Below are 17,987 nucleotides of genomic sequence, written 5' to 3'. Positions count from 1 at the left end.
TATTTTAAGGCTTTTACTTTAGGTCAAAATCATCTCTTGGTAGCTCAAAACAGTAGGGTAGCCTTTGGCCTGAAAATAAGGGATAGGATTTGTTTTTGAGGTAACCATAACAAAATCTCCTCCCCAAGCACCAAGACTTTTAATTTGGCCTTCAAAATCTGCAAACAGCAGTTCTTTAATAGTACTGGTTTGTAATATATGACTCATTTTGCTTTCGTGTTTTTCTAAAGCATGTTCAAATGTTTCTATCTTGGATGCCTCTAAAACTTCGGTTGTAATTGCATTTATAAATGCCAGGTCTTTTTCTAATGCAGGATGGTGTTGGTTTCTGTATTTGGCAATTGCTGTTTTGCTACTTTGTTTTTGATTGAGATAAACAAAATAAATTTGGTCACTAAAACTAGGTACAAAAGAGTGCTTTACTACCTTAGGTTTTCCATGCTGTAATTGGTAGGTTATAGGGTAGTGGTGTTGCGCACAAGCAATATCATAGCCACTGCCTCCAAAACTAGCGTTAAGTAGTTTAAAAGCGTCTATTTGTAGCCATTGTGCAATGTTATTTATCAACGTAGAAGAGGTGCCTAAGCCCCATTTTCTTGGAAAAGTCAACTGTGTTGTTATTTGGTATCCGCATGCTTGGTCTATAAAACGCGGATTTGCTAGATACGCATGGTGCAAAATGGCGGTTAGGGTTGTTTTTACAGAAGGTTCTGCTGTCTGTTGTGGTGTGATAATACTTGCAAAACTAATACTGTCTTCAAACCAAATGTGTTGGTCTACATCGTAGCTTTTCCAATAAATGGCTTGATTTTCCCCTTTTTCAATGATTAAATTTTGACCAAATTTGGTAGGTAAGGCTAGTGCTTTGGCTCCATCTAAAACAAGATATTCGCCGGTGATTAATAATTTTCCGTTACTGTAATAGGTTTTTTTCATCGTACAAAGGGGTGTTGCTTTAATTAGCAACGTTTGTTTGAAAATTAGTTCCGTAGTGTAGCAATGTAATCTATCACTGCGCTGTGTGTTACCGCATTAGTATTAAAATAATTCTGAATAGCAACGCGTTCTGCATTGGTAGTGTTACACTGATTTAGAATATTGTTCAAATGCATTTTCATGTGGCCTTCTTGAATTCCGGTGGTGGTAAGCGAGCGCAAAGCAGCAAAATTTTGTGCCAAACCTGCTACGGCAACCACTTGCATCAACTCTTTTGCAGAAGGATTTTCTAGCATTTCTAAAGATAATTTTACCAATGGATGCAAAGAGGTAAGGCCGCCAACGGTTCCTAAAGCCAATGGTACTTCAAGCCAAAAACTAAAAATCCCGTTTTCTATCTTGGCGTGAGACAAACTAGAGTAAGTGCCCGATCGTGCCGCATAGGCGTGTATAGCTGCTTCAATGGCTCTAAAATCATTTCCTGTAGCCAGCACTACGGCATCTATTCCGTTCATGATCCCTTTGTTGTGGGTAACGGCTCTGTAGGGTTCTATTTCTGCTATCTGTACTGCTTGTACAAAGCGTTGGGCAAATTCTAATGGGTTTGGAATGCCTTTTTCTTCTAAATCTTCCACAGGGCAAGAAACCTCCGCACGCACAATACAGTTTGGCACGTAGTTAGAGAGAATACTCATTATAACCGAAATATTTTTTTCTTCTTGCGTAAACCCAGCGTATTGTTGGGCTTCTGATTGTAAGGTCTTTGCAAATTGCTCCAAACAAGAGTTGATGAAGTTAGCCCCCATGCTGTCTTTTGTTTCAAACGTGGCATGCAACTGAAAATAATTAGCCAATAAATGGGTTTTGTTCTTTAAGGTGATGGATAGAATTCCGCCTCCACGTTTTTGCATGTTTTTAGTAATGCTTTGGGTATCTGTAAAAAACCTTGCTTTGGTTTGGGCAAAAAAGTGTTCTAATTTAGAAGGGTCTCCGTAGTATATAAAATGTACTTGACCTATTTTTTCGGTGTTGCTCACTATGGTTTTAAATCCACCTCGGCTAGACCAAAATTTTGCTGCTTTGGCTGCTGCCGCTACCACAGAACTCTCTTCAATTGCCATGGGAATTGTTCGAAAATGGTCGTTTATCAAAAAATTGGGAGCAACGCCCAAAGGAATGTAAAAATTGGTGATGGTGTTTTCAATAAATTCATCGTGTAGTTGCTGTAGTTTTTCGTCGGAGTTCCAATAGTTTTTTAATAACGCTACCGCATCGATTGGAGCAGAAAAATATTCTTTAGCAATCCAATTTATTTTTTCTTCTTTGGATAATTTTGAAAATCCAGAAATAGGGTGGTTCATACTAATGATGGTGATATTGTTTTACAACAAAGATACAGATTTCGGACTTTTAAAAGCCAATAAATTATATAGTTTCTAAGCTACTTGCCAGCAATACTGCCGTAAAAGCAACCGATCTTTCTGTTTTATACCCTTAAATGACGGTTGTTCTTTGGTGCAATCCATGAGAAGATAGTTGGCCGTTGGTGGTTTGTACGGTTTTTTAAAGTAAGAAAAATGCAATTTTTTTTGTTGGTGGATTGGCAGGACTAACCAATAATTAGGGTTTTATTTTTATTCTAAATCATGGAGTTTTAAGGGCGTAGTGTTTTAGTAAAACACGTTTTAAAATGGCGGGAGTTGTTTTTGTTGCAAATCATTAAGTGTCTGTATTTGTATTGGTTATGTGTTTTTTTGGTTACAACTATCGGGTAGTTCCAAAAAGGTTTAGCAGAAACAACGCCATTTTTGCCCGTGTTGTCAGCGTTTTTCTTTCTCGAATTTTTGCAAATTAGAGGTCAGAACCTGGTTTTTTGAGTTCCAAACAACAGCCTTTTAAGCATTGAAAGGAGCGTGGTTGTTAATTTTTTTTTAATATTTAACATACAAAATGTAAACTAATTGTAAAATTTTCACTAAAATTGGGCTCTTTTTTATCTTTAAAACAAATCTATGAATTCTAAATCCTTTTTGTTCTTATTTTTATTTTTGTGTTGGACCGTTATTGGGCAACAAAAAATTTCAGTAGAGGATATTTTTACTGGATCCTTTCAGCCTCAAGGCATGGATGCGTTACAATCGTTAAAAAACACCAACCAATATACGGTTTTGAATACCAATACATCTGCAAAAACCATGCAGATTGATTTGTATGATTTTGCTACCTTAAAAAAAGTCGCCACATTAATTGATACCAAAGACCACAAGGGCTTGTCTAGCATGGATAGCTACAAACTGGATGCCTCCGAAAAAAATATTTTGATAGCATGCAATACCCAAAAAATATTCAGACATTCTTTTACGGCGGATTATTATCTATACCATACCAACACTAAAGAGCTGGTAAAATTGTTCGATTTTCAGATACAAGAGCCTACATTTTCTCCGGATGGCAAAAGTATTGCCTACGCAAAAGATAATAATTTGTTTATCTACACCATTGCTACCAAAACCAGCACCCAACTAACCACCGATGGCAAAAAAAATGCTATTATTAACGGAATTACAGACTGGGTTTACGAAGAAGAATTTGCTTTTGTAAAAGCATTTGACTGGAGTAAAGACAGCCAAAAATTAGCCTATATCCGTTTTGACGAAACTGATGTTCCGGAATTTTCGATGTCCGTTTTTGGTACGGCACTATATCCTTCTATAGAAACGTTCAAATATCCTAAAGCGGGCGAAAAAAATGCAGTGGTTTCGTTGCATATTTACAACGTGGCAAATACAACTACCCAAAAGGTTGCTTTAGACAATTACCAGGATTTTTATATAGCTCGTTTGCAATGGACCAATGATGCTAATGTTTTGTCGGCACAAGTTTTAAATCGCCATCAAAACAATTTGGATTTATTATTTATTGACGGTACTACCGCGGCTCACCGAGTGATTTTGAACGAAAAAGATCCAGCATATATTGACATTACCGACGACCTCACTTTTTTGGATGATAATAGCTTTATATGGACCAGCGAAATAGAAGGCTTTAATCATATTTATTTGTACGACAAAAACGGACAATTAAAAACCAAAATCACCAATGGATCTTGGGAAGTAACCTCTTATTATGGGTTGGACCAAAAATCGAAAACGATATTTTATCAATCTACCGAAAACGGATCGATCAATAGAGCGATTTATAGTATCGGCTTGAACGGAAAAAATAAAAAAACATTGTCCTCCAAAACAGGAACTAACCATGCTACATTTAGTCCAGACTTTAAATACTATATAAATGCTTTTTCAAGCACGGAACAGCCTACGGTGTATACTTTGGTTGCAACAAAATCTGCCAAAACGCTACAGGTTATCGAAGATAACGCTAGATTGTCTAGCGATTTAATAAAGTATGATTTGCCATCCAAAGAGTTTTTTGTTCTAAAAACCCCAAAAGGAAATGCTTTGAATGCTTGGATAATGAAGCCAAAAGATTTGGATCCTACCAAAAAATATCCCGTATTTATGTACCAATATTCGGGTCCAGGATCCCAACAAGTGGCCAATAAATGGAATAGCGCCAATGATTATTGGTTTATGATGTTAGCACAACAAGGGTATATTGTAGCTTGTGTGGATGGAAGAGGAACTGGATTTAAAGGTTCTGATTTTAAAAAAGTAACACAATTACAGCTCGGAAAATATGAGGTAGAGGATCAAATGGATGCAGCCAAAGTATTGGCAGAGTATTCGTTTGTGGATGCGTCCAGAATAGGCATCTTTGGATGGTCTTATGGCGGATTTATGGCTTCAAATTGTTTGTTTAAAGGTGCGGATATATTTAAGATGGCTATCGCCGTTGCACCCGTAACCAACTGGAGGTTTTATGATAGCATTTATACCGAGCGCTATATGCAAACGCCGCAAGAAAACGCCAGCGGATATGAAGATAATTCTCCAATTAATTATGTGAATGGACTAAAGGGGAAGTATTTGCTAATTCATGGTAGTGCGGATGATAATGTACATTTGCAAAATAGCATGCAAATGATAGAAGCTTTAATTCAGGCAAATAAACAGTTTGACTCTCAGATCTATCCAGACAAAAACCACGGAATATACGGTGGCATGACTAGAATACAGTTGTTTAATAAAATGACCAATTTTATACACGCAAACCTTTAATCCAGCAATGAATACAACTAGTCCATCGTTACAACAAATTCAGAACTTTGAAGGCAAATACCCAAAGCAATTGTGGTATTTGTTTTTTAGCGAAATGTGGGAGCGCTTTAGCTTTTATGGCATGCGCGGCATGTTGGTTATTTTTATGGTTAGTCAGCTAGCCATGAATGACAAAGTAGCTAATTTGCAATACGGAGCAACACAGGCTTTCGTTTATGCTTTTACTTTTATAGGAGGCTTGTTTGCGGATAAAATTCTGGGATACAGGAAATCCCTGTTTTGGGGTGGGTTGTTAATGATTGTTGGGAGTGTTATTTTGGCCCTCAATCCTAAGGAATTTTTCTTTTTTGGGATAAGTTTTACTATAATTGGGACTGGTTTTTTTAAGCCCAACATTTCAACGATGGTAGGTAAATTATATAAAGAAAACGACCACCGTAGAGATGCAGGATTTTCTTTGTTTTATGCTGGAGTTAATCTAGGGGCACTAATTGGTGGGTATTTATGTATTGCTGTAGCAAATGGCTCGATGCTAAATACTATAGTTCCAGCACACTTGCGTTGGAACGTTGCTTTTGGTTTTGCAGCAATTGTAATGTGCATTAGTTTACTTACGTTTGCCAAAACACAAAAAAGTTTAGGAGATATAGGGCTTTCGCCTTTGTCTAATTTAAATAAATCCAAACGAAAAATATTTGAAATTGCTACTTATATTGGCTCTTTGATTGTTATTCCGGTGGTAATGACTATGGTTTCTAACACCGCTTACACGGACATTTTTATGTTTATCATCGGGCCGAGTTCTCTATTGTATTTGTTTTATGAGATGAGAAATTTTTCTGTTGCAGAAAACAAAAAACTAATGGCTGCTTTGGTCTTTATTGTTTTTTCTATCTTTTTTTGGGCGTTTTTTGAACAAAGCGGTGGCTCCTTGAGCTTGTTTGCTGCTCACAATTTAAACAATACCGTTCTAGGAATCCCGTTAGATCCTAACGGAGTCAATAATTCGGCCAATTCCTTTTTTGTTATTGCTTTTGCTGCCCTGGTTGGTTTGGTTTGGCTTTGGATGCACAAAAGAAAAATAGAACCCAATACCGTTGTAAAGTTCGGATTGGGCTTTTTGTTTCTTGCAGGAGGGTTTTATGTGTTTTATTACACTAAATTTTTTGCAGATGCCACCGGAAAAACCTCTTTGGATTTATTTACATTTGGATGGTTTATAATTACATTTGGAGAACTCTGTTTGTCTCCGATAGGAATGTCTGTAATGACTAAGCTTTCGCCAAACAAAACCCAGGCCGTAATGATGGGGATGTGGTTTTTGGCCAGTGCCTATGGCCAGTATTTTGCGGGACTATTAGGAGCAAATATTGCCGAAGCTTCAGAAAACGCTACCAACCTCGAAAAACTAACGGTATATGCCGATGGATATAAAGATTTGGCACTATATGCCTTAATTGCCGGAATTATTTTAATTGCTATTTCGCCAATCGTAAAAAAATTAATGCAAGAAGTTAAATAAAAAATATACTAACCTAAAAATAAATTATGTCAAACACAACCACAGATGCACCTTTAAAATCTACATTATTTGGTCATCCAACCGGATTATTTATCTTGTTTTTTACAGAAATGTGGGAGCGTTTTTCATATTATGGAATGAGAGCCTTGTTGGTGCTGTACATGACCACAGAAACCATTGGAGATGCAAGAGGTCCCGGTTTAGGATGGACTAGCCAAGAAGCGTTAGCCTTATACGGATGGTATACCATGTTGGTATACGTAATGTCTATTCCCGGAGGAATGATTGCGGATAAACTCCTAGGGCAAAAAAAAGCTGTTTTGCTTGGAGCCGTAGTGCTTTGTATAGGGCACGGAGTGTTGGCAATTACAGATACATGGGCCTTTTATGCTGGTTTAGGATTGGTAATTTTAGGGGTTGGATTATTAAAACCAAATATTTCTACCATGGTTGGCGGTTTGTATGCGCAAGGCGATATCCGTAGAGACCAAGGATTTAGTATTTTTTATATCGGAATCAACACAGGTTCTCTACTAGCCACAATGGTCATTGGATTTGTAGTAATGCAATGGGGATGGCACGCTGGCTTTGGTCTGGCAGGTATTGCAATGGTACTGGGTCTGGTGGTATATGTTTGGGGACAAAAATATTTAAGCCAAGTTGGCAACCTAGAGGTGCAACAAGTGGGTGCGGTAGATGAGAGTTCTTATGGGGCTCTTTTTCAAAATTTATTGATTTCCAAAAAACAGTTGTTCTTTACCATAGTTTTAACCCTGTTATCTTTAGTGGGTTGGTATTCTTTAGGCTGGGGATTTGGTGTGTTGTTTTTGTTTCTAACAGTTATCACTGCCTTAATGATGATGATTTACAAAGAGTTAGATTCGCAAATTGATAAAGATCGTTTCTTAGTTTTGCTGCTTTCGTTTATTATGGTGATTATCTTTTGGGGTGCCTATGAACAAGCAGGAGGATTGATGAATTTATATGCAGAGACCAAAACCGATAGAGCTTTATTTGGAATGCAGGTGCCAACGGTGATGTTTCAGAGTCTAAATGCAGCATTTATTATTATCTTTGCAGCTATTGTTGCTTCTTACTGGGCTAAACGCAAATTAAAAGGATCCGAAGCTTCGTCTCTTTTTAAAATGGCCATTGGTATTATAATTATGGGATTTGGGTTTTTGTTTATGGTTTTTGCCACACAAGAATTTGGCAAATCAGGTTCTTCTAGTATGTTGTGGTTAGTTATGGCGTATTTGTTTCATACCATTGGAGAGCTATGCATCTCGCCGGTTGCCTTGTCTTTTATAACAAAACTATCTCCTGTAAAATATGCTTCGTTGATGATGGGAGTTTATTTTGCAGCAACTGGTTTAGGAAATAAAGTAGCAGGTATTATAGGCGAATCGGCTAGTGATTTAGGAGAATACACGGTTTTTTTAGGCATTTTACTATTTACCATTATAGTGGGGGCTTTGTTTTTGATGCTTTTAAAACCCCTAAAACGTTTGACTCACGGTGCTGAGGATAATGAAAAATAATAACGGGATTAATACAATTTTAATTTAATATATATGAGTCAAGATACCACGGATCAATTTTTTAAAGACCCTGTTTTAGGACACCCTGCAGGATTGTTTGTTTTGTTTTTTACAGAAATGTGGGAACGATTTTCTTACTACGGCATGCGTGCCTTGTTGGTTTTGTTCTTAACGTCTTCGATAGCCAAAGGGGGCTGGGCCTGGAGTATAGAAGATGCTTTGGGTTTATACGGAACGTACACCATGTCGGTTTATTTTACGCCAGTGATAGGAGGTTATCTAGCCGATAAATATTTAGGATATCGTTGGGCAGTTATTTTAGGAGCATTTGCAATGACTTTAGGGCATGCAGCAATGGCATTCGAAACCCCACTGTTTTTATACATAGGTATTGGGTTTTTGATTGCGGGCAATGGTTTGTTCAAGCCAAATATGACTTCTATTATTTCGTATGCTTACGAGTCCCACCCGGAAAAGAAAGATGGAGCATACTCTTTGTATTATATGGGAGTTAATGCCGGAGCTTTTTTAGGAATCATGATTTGTGGTTATATTGGTGAAAAAATATCTTGGAGTTGGGGATTTGGACTTGCCGGAATTTTTATGTTCTTTGGAATGTTACAATTTTACTTTACTCAGAATATTTTTGGTGCTATAGGTCTTAAACCAACTGCTGCATCTAAACAAGAGTCTAAAGATAAAGCCGCCTCAGAAAACATACCAGCAAATGTGGTTCGGGACAGAATTATTGCTGTATTGATCTTTTCCGTGTTTACGATCTTTTTCTGGGCTTCGTTTGAGCAGGCTGGAGGATCGATGACTATTTTTGCCGAAAAATTCACCCAAAGAGAATTGTTTGGAAGCAGTGCCTCTATGTTTAAAATTGCCGATACGTTATTGACCATAGTACCGTTGTTAATTATTACGTATGTTTTAATTAAATTGTTTTCTAAAACCTTCAAAAAATATTCTATAGGTAATCTAATTTTATCTATAAGTTTTGTAATTATATGGGGTATTGTACTTTGGAAAGTTGCAAGAGAGTATAACTCTACCGGAACGGAAGTTCCAGCAACCTGGTTCGGGATATTAAACTCTTTATTTATAGTGGTTCTTGCTCCTGTTTTTTCAAAATGGTGGGAGAGTAAATACAATCTTTCGGGACCACTAAAGTTTGGTCTAGGACTTACCTTGTTAGGTTTGGGATTTGGCTTTTTGGCTTACGGAAGTATGGGTATCAATACAGAATCTGTAGTTAGAGTGAGTATGTTTTGGTTAATAGCAGCATATCTTTTTCATACTATAGGAGAGTTATGTATTTCTCCAGTAGGATTATCTTATGTTAGTAAATTAGTTCCGGCCAAATGGATTGGCATCATGTTTGGTGTGTATTACTTATTCATTGGTATGGGAAATAAAATTGCAGGATCTATGGGAGGAATGATAGAAAAAATTACAACACAATATAGTTTGTCTACTTTCTTTTTGATATTTACCATCATACCTATTGCTGCAGGACTAATAATGGTTGCGCTTTCTCCGGTGATGAAAAAATTAATGCATGGTGTAAAATAACACCTGCCTTGTATTAAATTGTATAAAATATAACTATAATGAAAAAATTTTGTATCCTATTATTATTGGTCTTTGGAGTGCAATTTGCGCAATCACAGGAGTTAGTTTGGCATACCAATGTTAAAGAAGCTATCAAAATTAGCGAAAAGAAGAAAAAACCTATGTTGTTGTTCTTTACGGGTAGTGATTGGTGCGGCTGGTGTATTCGGCTGCAAAAAGAAGTTTTAAAAACGGATACGTTTGCAAAATGGGCCAAGGAAAATGTGGTTTTAGTAGAATTAGATTATCCAAGAGCTATAGAGCAAACCCCGGAGTTGAAAGCCCAAAATAGCAATTTGCAAATGGCCTTTAGTATTCAAGGATTTCCTACCATTCACTTTGCCAATGCAGTAAAAGCAGCAGATGGCAAAGTAAATTTTCAAGGTTTAGGTAGTACTGGCTATGTGGCTGGTGGTCCAGAAGCATGGTTGGCAGTAGCAACTAAGATTTTAGATAAAAAAAAGCGCTAAATATTTATGCGTATGTAATTAATTGGATATGTAATTGTTAAATAATTGTTTTTTTTACTATATTTATAGTAATCCAAAAAACAAACGCTATGATTAAGAAATCCCTTTTTTTACTTTTCTTATTGTTTTCGTGTAGTATGCATGCTCAAATTTTAAATTGGAACACCAATATTAGTGAAGCTATAACAATAAGTAATAAACAACGCAAGCCCATGTTGCTTTTATTTACAGATGCAACTGTAAACAAAGGCCTATTAGATGTGCAGATTCTAAATACCTTAGATTTTGCTATTTGGTCAAGAGATGCGGTTGTTTTAGTTAAATTAGATTTGACTCAGGATACCTCCAATGAATTTTTGCAACGCAATTTAGCCTTAAAAGCGGCATTTGGAATCCAAGACTTACCTACTATTTGTTTTGCAAATGTACGCGTAACGAAGAGCAAAATAAATTATGAATTGATAGGTAAAATTGGCTACAAAGCCGGAGGAGTTGCATCTTGGATTTCGGATGCCAAACAAATTTTAGCAAGATCATCCGAATAAAACCTTATTTCAGAATAAAAAATCCCTTTTCGGCAGTGGCATGAAAAGGGATTTTTTGTTTTTTGCAAGTTTCTTTCCATTGGTTTTGTAGGGATTTATAATTGGAGGCATCTGCAACGATAACTTTAGGTTGTAGTAATTGTAGTACTCTTTCTAAATTTATTTTGGGAGATGCCGTTAGCAGCAGCACATCTGGTTGGCTGTTTTGGATATATACTCCGGAGCTATCTATAATTGCTATTTTGTGTTTGTTAAAATAAGCAAAATTTGGTATTTTTTGGATGTTTTGAATGCTACTAAAGTGAGCAATTTGATATGGTTTAAGAACCTTTTGCTTTGCAGCGATAGTTTTTTGGTTTGCGTAGAGCGAAATTTTAGTTCCTTTTCGGCTCGAAATCAGAGTACTTCGGTTTATGTTATAAACAATCCACTCTTGTTGTTTCTGGATCTGCCATTGGGTTTTAAAGTAGGTAATTTGTACTCCTATTATGGCAAGTAATACCAGAATTAGCTGCTTGTATTTGTAGTTTTTGATCCAAATAACCAAAGTTACTATCCCTAAATACATACCAAGCATTAATTCCAGGTTTAGGGGTATGTCTTTAAGTATAAATTGCTCTAGGGATGCAATAGTGCTGATAAGGTAGTTTAAGCCATAAATTCCATACTCTAATGGTTTAGAAAGGATAAAAGGAACGTAGCCGATTGCTGCCAGAGACATCACGCTTATACCCAAAATCATAATGAGACTTACCAACGGAATAACAACTAAATTGGTCACAAAAAACAGTCCCGGAAATTGATGAAAATAATAAATACTTAGCGGTAAAGTTCCTAATTGTGCTGCTAAGGTTACGGTAAAAAGATCCCAAACATAACGGGTTATTTTCTGTTTGGGTGTCACAATTTTGGAAAGAGTGGGTTGCAGCCAGACAATAAAGAATAAGGCGAGATAACTAAGTTGAAAACCTACCTCAAATAAAAACGAAGGCTTGCAAACTAAAATAAGTAACAAAGAGACGACTAAAGTGTAATAAATAGCATTTTTTCTATTTATAAACAATCCTATTGCAACAAAAGAAAACATAGTTACCGAGCGCACCACCGAAGGCAATAATCCGGTTAATAAAGCAAAGAAAAACAGACAGAAAAGAGTGCAAAGTAGTTTTATCAAACGTCCCTTTGGATTGTTGCCAAATGGTTTTAGAACAAAATTTAGCAGCACTACTATAAAACCAACATGCAATCCGGAAACCGATAAAATATGTGTGGCACCAGCGTATCTGTAATCTTGTAGGATTTCGGGTGTTATTTCTTGTTTTTGGCCCAATATCAAAGCCGTGGCTACATTTAATTCGGTTTGGTTAAAATTACTTTCTTTAAGGTTTTGGACAATTTTGTTTCGCAATAGGGCACTATAATACCAAAGGTCTTTTTGGTACTCCGTACCTATGGCTATGTTGGCGTAGTTGGTATAAAGTTGTGCATGAATTTGCTTGCTATCTAAGTACTTACCATAATCAAATTGATTTGGATGTAGCGTTTTTTTATGTCTTTGTAGTCTGCCTTGGAGTTTCAGACTGCTTCCTGGAATTAAACCCGGTACTTTTTTATCTTTTGTAACCTGTACGATTATTTTGCCGGTAGCATTACGCCCGTTTATTTGGGTTAGTAATGCTACATACCGATCGTGATACGGCGTGTTTTTTAGTTTTTCGCGCACCAGCAGTTTTATTTCTTGCGTCTGGCTAAAAGCGGTAGGGTGGTGGTTGTAATGGTGTTTTTGTGAATTGCTAGAATGGCTTAGTTGTGCAATGGTTCCAAGTGCAAGTGCAAGTAAGCAAACGCTTGACAAAAAATAAAGTGGATTTATAGCTCTTTTAATAGAAATTAAACAAGCAGCAACTAGTAGGGTAATAGCCATGCCAAACCAGTGGTAAATAGTATTGGGATTTATGTTTGCCATATTAGCAAGCAGAATTCCTAATATAAAAAAGACTGTAATAGGCGTTAAAGGATATTGAAGTACTTTCATAGTTCTAAAGTACAGAATTTTAACTATATAACTGCTTTAAAACACGACTCTGTTTACTTGAGCAAATGTTTTTTTGTAATACGGTTGTTTGGTTGAAGATAGAATAACGCCTTTTGAGGTGGAGCTGTGTACAAAAATTAACTCTTGATCCTCTACCGCAGTTACTATTCCAACATGATTGATTGGCGATTGGTTGTTGGTTCTAAAAAAGATAAGATCGCCTTTTTTTGCTTTTGAAATGTCAGTTCCTAAAAACAATCCTGTTTTAGATTGTTGTAGCGACGTTCTAGGGAGTTGGATATTGTGGTTGCCATATACCGTGAATACAAGTCCAGAACAATCATAACCCGCTTTGGTGGTGCCAGCCGTTTTATAACCAATGCCTAAATTTTGCAGGGCAGAAGCAACAATGGATTCGGCTAAGCCTGAGTTGGTTTTTTCTTTCTTTTTAGAGTTAGCATTTGCAATGCCAGTATTGGATTTACAGGCGCTAAAAAACACTAAAATAGCAATGCAATAAAAAACCGTTTTCATGTTTTTATTTTTTTAATTCCTGAATGATCCGTGTGGCTGTTTTCTCACTAGCACCTTTTCCGCCTAATTTTTGCTCCAGCAATTCGTATTCGGCAAGTAATTTTTGTCTGTAATGGGGCTCGAGAAGTTTAGCAAGTTCTTTTTGAATGTTCTTAGAATTAAAATCCTCTTGTATTAATTCTTTAACGACCTCTTTGTCCATTATTAAATTCACTAAGGAGATGTATTTTAGGGTGATTATACGTTTGGCAATTTGGTATGAAATCCAATTTCCTTTATAACAAACTACTTCGGGCACTTTGAATAAAGCGGTTTCTAATGTTGCTGTTCCAGAGGTTACTAATGCAGCAGTGGCAATTTTTAATAAGTCGTAGGTTTTGTTGCTAATAAAGCCAATGTTTTTGTGGGTAATAAATGGTTTGTAAAAGGCATATTCTTGACTTGGTGCTCCGGCAATTACAAATTGATACTCCGGAAAATGGGGTGCCATCTGTAGCATTTCGGCTAGCATTTTTGTGATTTCTTGCTTTCGGCTTCCGGGCAGTAAGGCGATTATTGGTTTGTTAGATAATTGGTTTTCTTGTCTAAAAAGTATTGGGTCCACACTTTTTTGGTTGGCAATAGCGTCTAAGAGCGGGTGTCCTACATAAGTAACGTCATAATGGTGTTTTTTGTAAAAAGGTTTTACAAAAGGCAAGACCACATACATGTGATCAATGGTTTTTTTGATGGTCTCTACTCTTCCGGGTCTGGAGGCCCAAACTTGCGGACTGATGTAATAAAAGGTTTTAAAACCCTTTGGTTTTGCCCATTTAGCGATACGCAGGTTAAAACCAGAATTGTCAATAAACACCAAAGCATCGGGATTAAAAGCAGCAATGTCTTTTTTGCAAAAGCGAATAAATTTTAAAACAGAGGATAGGTTTTTGAGTATTTCGGCAAATCCCATAAAGGCACGCTCTTTGTAATGCGAGACTAATTCTGCTCCAGCCTCTTGCATTAAATCTCCTCCCCAACATCGTATTTGCGCCTCTTTATCTTGTTGTATAATTTGTTTAATAAGGTTAGATCCGTGTAAATCTCCGGAGGCTTCGCCAGCTAGGATATAATATTTCATTTAGAATGTTTTAAAGTAGTACCGTAATTAGGGTTATAGCCAATAAAGCAAAGACCACTCCACGTGCCCTTTGTTCTTTGTTGAGTCGTAATAATACCGCAAAAAGAACCAGATTGGGTATAGAGCCTAAGGTAATTAGTTTGCCTAATGCTCCTTGCGATTTCATTATTTGGAATCCTATCCAAAAGCTATATTCTGTAAATAGGGTCACAAAGAGGTAGCTCCCTAGCAAGGTGCCCAATACGCCTAATAAAAAACCGTAGAGTAATTCTTTTTTATTCATTCCATTTCCAGGTATTAAGTTGTTGGATGCTGTGGTGGGCTGTGAGGTCAAATTGTACCGGGACCACAGAGATATAGTCATTTGCTAATGCCCACTCGTCGGTGTCTTGGCCTTGATCCAAATTGACAAACTCTCCGGCTAACCAGTAATAGTCTTTGCCTTGTGGGGTGATTCTTTTGTGAAATTTTTCGGACCAAATGGCTTTCGCTTGACGGCAAATTTTGATTCCTTTGATGTCTTCTTTCTTTAATTTTGGAAAATTGACATTCAGAACAACGTCTTTTGGTAAGCCGTTGGCTAGGGTTTCTTGGGTTATTTTTTTTATAAATGGCTTTATGGTATCAAAATCCGCATTCCAATCGTAATCCAAAAGCGAAAATCCGATGGCAGGAATTCCCTCAATACCTGCCTCCACAGCAGCACTCATTGTGCCAGAATAAATAACATTTATCGATGAGTTAGAGCCATGGTTTACACCAGATACGCATAGGTCTGGTTTTTTTTTCAAAATTTCATTTACGGCCAACTTGACACAATCTACAGGTGTTCCAGAGCAACTATACTCCGTGATGGCGTCTCCTTCTTTGGATATTTTGTTGAGATACAAAGTGTTGTTTATGGTAATGGCATGGCCCATGGCGCTTTGTGGTTTGTCTGGAGCAACTACCAATACGTCTCCAATTTCTGCCATAACTGCGATCAAGGCACGTACTCCTGGTGCAGTAATTCCATCATCATTTGTCACTAATATTAATGGTTTTTTTTTGGACATATTTTTTTAATTTAAATTTTAGTTGTAATTTATCCCAATATCCTCCAAGAGGATCCTAGGATAGAATTAGAAACAAAGGAAGCAAAATTTATTAACATCAGCCATTAAAGCTAAAACAAAAAAACATTTTTATATCTTTAACAAAAATTTATAGAGCGGTCCAGATAACTGGCATAGTTTTTACCGTAACTTAGTTTAAAAAATGGATGAATACAATTATTATCTTTATGAAAAGAAATTATAAAATACTCCTTACAATTGTTTTACTCTCGGTAACATTGTTTGCATTTAAAATTAAATCCGGAAACGAACCCGATCCAGATAGAGACAAGCTATTGCTAGAATTGTTGACCTTTGTGGTAGAAAAAGGCCATTATAGTCCAGCAGAAATCAACGATGATTTTTCGAAGGGTATTTACAAAGATTACATTCAGGCCTTGGATCCTTCTAAGCGGTTTTTCTTGCAATCGGATATAGACGAATTTGCCAAGTTTGAAACCCAATTAGACAACCAATTATTACAGAAAGACTTGAGTTTTTTTAATCTTACCTACACTCGTTTGATGAAAAGAATGCAAGAGAGCAAAAACATTTATAGTCAAGTCTTAAAAGCACCATTTAATTATAAAGAGGAGGAGTCTTTTAATACCGATTATGAAAAAGCATTGTATGCTAAAAACAGTACGGAGTTAAAGGAAAGATGGCGCAAGCAGATCAAATTATCCACATTATCCTCTTTGACCGATCGTTTAAAAGCAAAAAATGAAGATGCCAAAAAAAACCCGGATCCGGCTGCAAAAAAAGTAGTTAACGAAGATGCGTTTAAAACCTATGCAGAATTAGAAAAAGAAACCCGTGATAATGCCAAAAAATCATTAGACGAATATTTTGGTTTTATGAATGATTTGGATAGACAGGATTGGTTTTCGGTTTATATCAACTCGATTACTGCCCGATTTGACCCACATACCAATTATTTTGCTCCAGAAGAAAAAGAGCGTTTTGATGTAAGTATCAGTGGAAAACTAGAAGGTATTGGTGCCCGTTTGCAAAAAAAGAATGATTATACAGAAATTTCGGAACTCATATCCGGAGGCCCAGCTTGGAGAGGCAAAGAGCTAGAGGCGGGCGATATTGTTATGAAAGTAGCTCAAGGTGCGGATAAATCCGTGGATATTGTGGGCATGCGTCTGGATGATGTAGTCAAAAAAATAAAAGGTCCTAAAGGATCCGAAGTACGCCTTACGGTTAAAAAAGTAGATGGGACCATAAAAATTATTTCTATAATTAGAGACATTGTCGAAATTGAAGAAACCTATGCTAAGTCTAGTGTGGTTATGAAAAATGGTTTGAAATACGGCGTGATTTATTTGCCTAAATTTTATATCGATTTTGAGAACAAAGATGGCCGAGATGCTGGCAAAGATATTGCCCTAGAAGTAGAGCGATTTAAAGAAGCTGCAGTAGACGGAATTGTTTTGGATGTTAGGGATGATGGCGGTGGCTCTTTATCTACGGTTGTAGATATTGCAGGATTGTTTATAGAACAAGGTCCTATTGTGCAGATAAAATCGTCGGGCCGAAAAAAAGAAGTTTTGTATGACAAAGACAAAAAAATTGAGTGGGATGGTCCATTGGTAATTTTAGTGAATAGTTTTTCTGCTTCGGCCTCCGAAATATTGGCAGCAGCAATTCAGGATTATAAACGAGGGATCATTATAGGAAGTAAACAAACCTACGGAAAAGGAACGGTTCAGAATGTTATAGATCTAAACCAATTTATCAGAAGCAATACCATTGGTGATTTGGGCGCATTAAAAACAACGACCCAAAAGTTCTATAGAATTAACGGAGGTTCTACCCAACTCGAAGGAGTTAGTAGTGATGTAGTAATGCCAGACCGATATGCTTATTTAAAAATGGGTGAGCGTGATGTAGATAATGCCATGCCGTGGGACAAAATTGATCCCGCTACGTATACCCTCTGGAACAAAACCCAACGATTTAACCTAGCAATTAATAATAGTAAACAACGGATTGCTAGTAATCCGCAGTTTCAGTTAATTGAAGAAAATGCCAAATGGATAGATAGCCGTAGCAACGATAATACCTACAGCTTAAACATGGAAAAATTTAAATTGACACAAAGCCAAATAGAAGAAAAGGCCAAAAAATACCGTCCGTTGACTCAATATAAAAACGGTTTGGTATTTAATTCCTTGCCTTATGAGATGCAAGAGATGGACAAAGATGCCAGTTTAAAAGAAAAAAGAGTACGTTGGCATGAGAGTTTAGCTAAAGATATCTATATTGAAGAAGCCTTAAATGTTCTAGACGACTTACAAACTAGTGTAGACCAAAAAAGAAACTTAGCCAGACAAAAAAAAGACAAACAAAAGGACGATCAATTAGCAAAATCCTAGAATTTTAAAACCCT

14 protein-coding genes are annotated in these 17,987 nt (G+C 36.7%); 7 read left to right on the top strand and 7 right to left on the bottom strand.

The features are described 5' to 3' along the window. Positions 1-18 precede the first annotated feature (18 nt). Complete coding sequence (locus tag LB076_RS02180) at positions 19-936, bottom strand: GYDIA family GHMP kinase (protein ID WP_066335410.1); 918 nt, start codon at positions 934-936, stop codon at positions 19-21. A 44-nt stretch (positions 937-980) separates the two neighbouring features. Continuing rightward, the gene (locus tag LB076_RS02175) at positions 981-2,297 is read right to left on the bottom strand and encodes a hydroxymethylglutaryl-CoA reductase, degradative (RefSeq protein ID WP_066335409.1); all 1,317 of its coding nucleotides are present in this window, start codon (positions 2,295-2,297) and stop codon (positions 981-983) included. Between the two features lie 651 nt (positions 2,298-2,948). Here LB076_RS02175 and LB076_RS02170 point away from each other — a divergent pair. From LB076_RS02170 to LB076_RS02145, 6 genes are all read left to right on the top strand, one after another. Then, entirely contained in the window at positions 2,949-5,117 is a 2,169-nt protein-coding gene (locus tag LB076_RS02170) for a S9 family peptidase (RefSeq protein ID WP_066335406.1), read from the top strand. A gap of 7 nt (positions 5,118-5,124) precedes the next feature. Continuing rightward, positions 5,125-6,639 (top strand): peptide MFS transporter, encoded by a 1,515-nt coding sequence (locus LB076_RS02165; RefSeq protein ID WP_066335400.1) that lies wholly within the window; start codon positions 5,125-5,127, stop codon positions 6,637-6,639. Positions 6,640-6,665: 26 nt separating this feature from the next. After that, a complete protein-coding gene (locus tag LB076_RS02160) occupies positions 6,666-8,180 on the top strand; it encodes a peptide MFS transporter (RefSeq protein WP_066335398.1) in 1,515 nt (504 codons plus the stop codon). Positions 8,181-8,213: 33 nt separating this feature from the next. Continuing rightward, positions 8,214-9,755, top strand: a complete 1,542-nt coding sequence (locus LB076_RS02155) for a peptide MFS transporter (protein WP_066335395.1) — start codon at positions 8,214-8,216, stop codon at positions 9,753-9,755. Between the two features lie 38 nt (positions 9,756-9,793). Continuing rightward, positions 9,794-10,264, top strand: a complete 471-nt coding sequence (locus LB076_RS02150) for a thioredoxin family protein (protein ID WP_066335394.1) — start codon at positions 9,794-9,796, stop codon at positions 10,262-10,264. 89 nt (positions 10,265-10,353) lie between these two features. After that, positions 10,354-10,809: a hypothetical protein gene (locus LB076_RS02145; RefSeq protein WP_066335392.1), complete on the top strand. Its 456-nt coding sequence runs from the start codon at positions 10,354-10,356 to the stop codon at positions 10,807-10,809. A 4-nt stretch (positions 10,810-10,813) separates the two neighbouring features. Here LB076_RS02145 and LB076_RS02140 read toward each other — a convergent pair whose 3' ends face one another. From LB076_RS02140 to surE, 5 genes are read right to left on the bottom strand one after another with little or no spacing between them, the layout of a single operon-like run. Continuing rightward, positions 10,814-12,844, bottom strand: coding sequence for a ComEC/Rec2 family competence protein (locus LB076_RS02140; RefSeq protein ID WP_066335390.1), 2,031 nt, complete (start codon positions 12,842-12,844; stop codon positions 10,814-10,816). Positions 12,845-12,880: 36 nt separating this feature from the next. Continuing rightward, a complete protein-coding gene (locus LB076_RS02135; protein ID WP_066335388.1) occupies positions 12,881-13,378 on the bottom strand; it encodes a C40 family peptidase in 498 nt (165 codons plus the stop codon). Between the two features lie 4 nt (positions 13,379-13,382). Then, positions 13,383-14,495, bottom strand: a complete 1,113-nt coding sequence (lpxB, locus tag LB076_RS02130; protein ID WP_066335386.1) for a lipid-A-disaccharide synthase — start codon at positions 14,493-14,495, stop codon at positions 13,383-13,385. A 10-nt stretch (positions 14,496-14,505) separates the two neighbouring features. Next, entirely contained in the window at positions 14,506-14,778 is a 273-nt protein-coding gene (locus LB076_RS02125) for a hypothetical protein (protein ID WP_066335383.1), read from the bottom strand. Further along, positions 14,771-15,550 (bottom strand): 5'/3'-nucleotidase SurE, encoded by a 780-nt coding sequence (surE, locus tag LB076_RS02120; RefSeq protein WP_066335382.1) that lies wholly within the window; start codon positions 15,548-15,550, stop codon positions 14,771-14,773. The genes LB076_RS02125 and surE overlap by 8 nt, the downstream gene beginning before the upstream one ends. A 206-nt stretch (positions 15,551-15,756) precedes the next feature. Here surE and LB076_RS02115 point away from each other — a divergent pair, with 206 nt between their 5' ends. Further along, positions 15,757-17,973, top strand: coding sequence for a carboxy terminal-processing peptidase (locus tag LB076_RS02115; protein WP_066335381.1), 2,217 nt, complete (start codon positions 15,757-15,759; stop codon positions 17,971-17,973). Positions 17,974-17,987 lie beyond the last annotated feature (14 nt).

This window comes from Flavobacterium crassostreae, from assembly GCF_001831475.1.
GTDB classification, from domain to species: domain Bacteria; phylum Bacteroidota; class Bacteroidia; order Flavobacteriales; family Flavobacteriaceae; genus Flavobacterium; species Flavobacterium crassostreae.
Note: the sequence above shows the minus strand (reverse complement) of the source record. Positions and strands in the feature narration are given on the sequence as shown.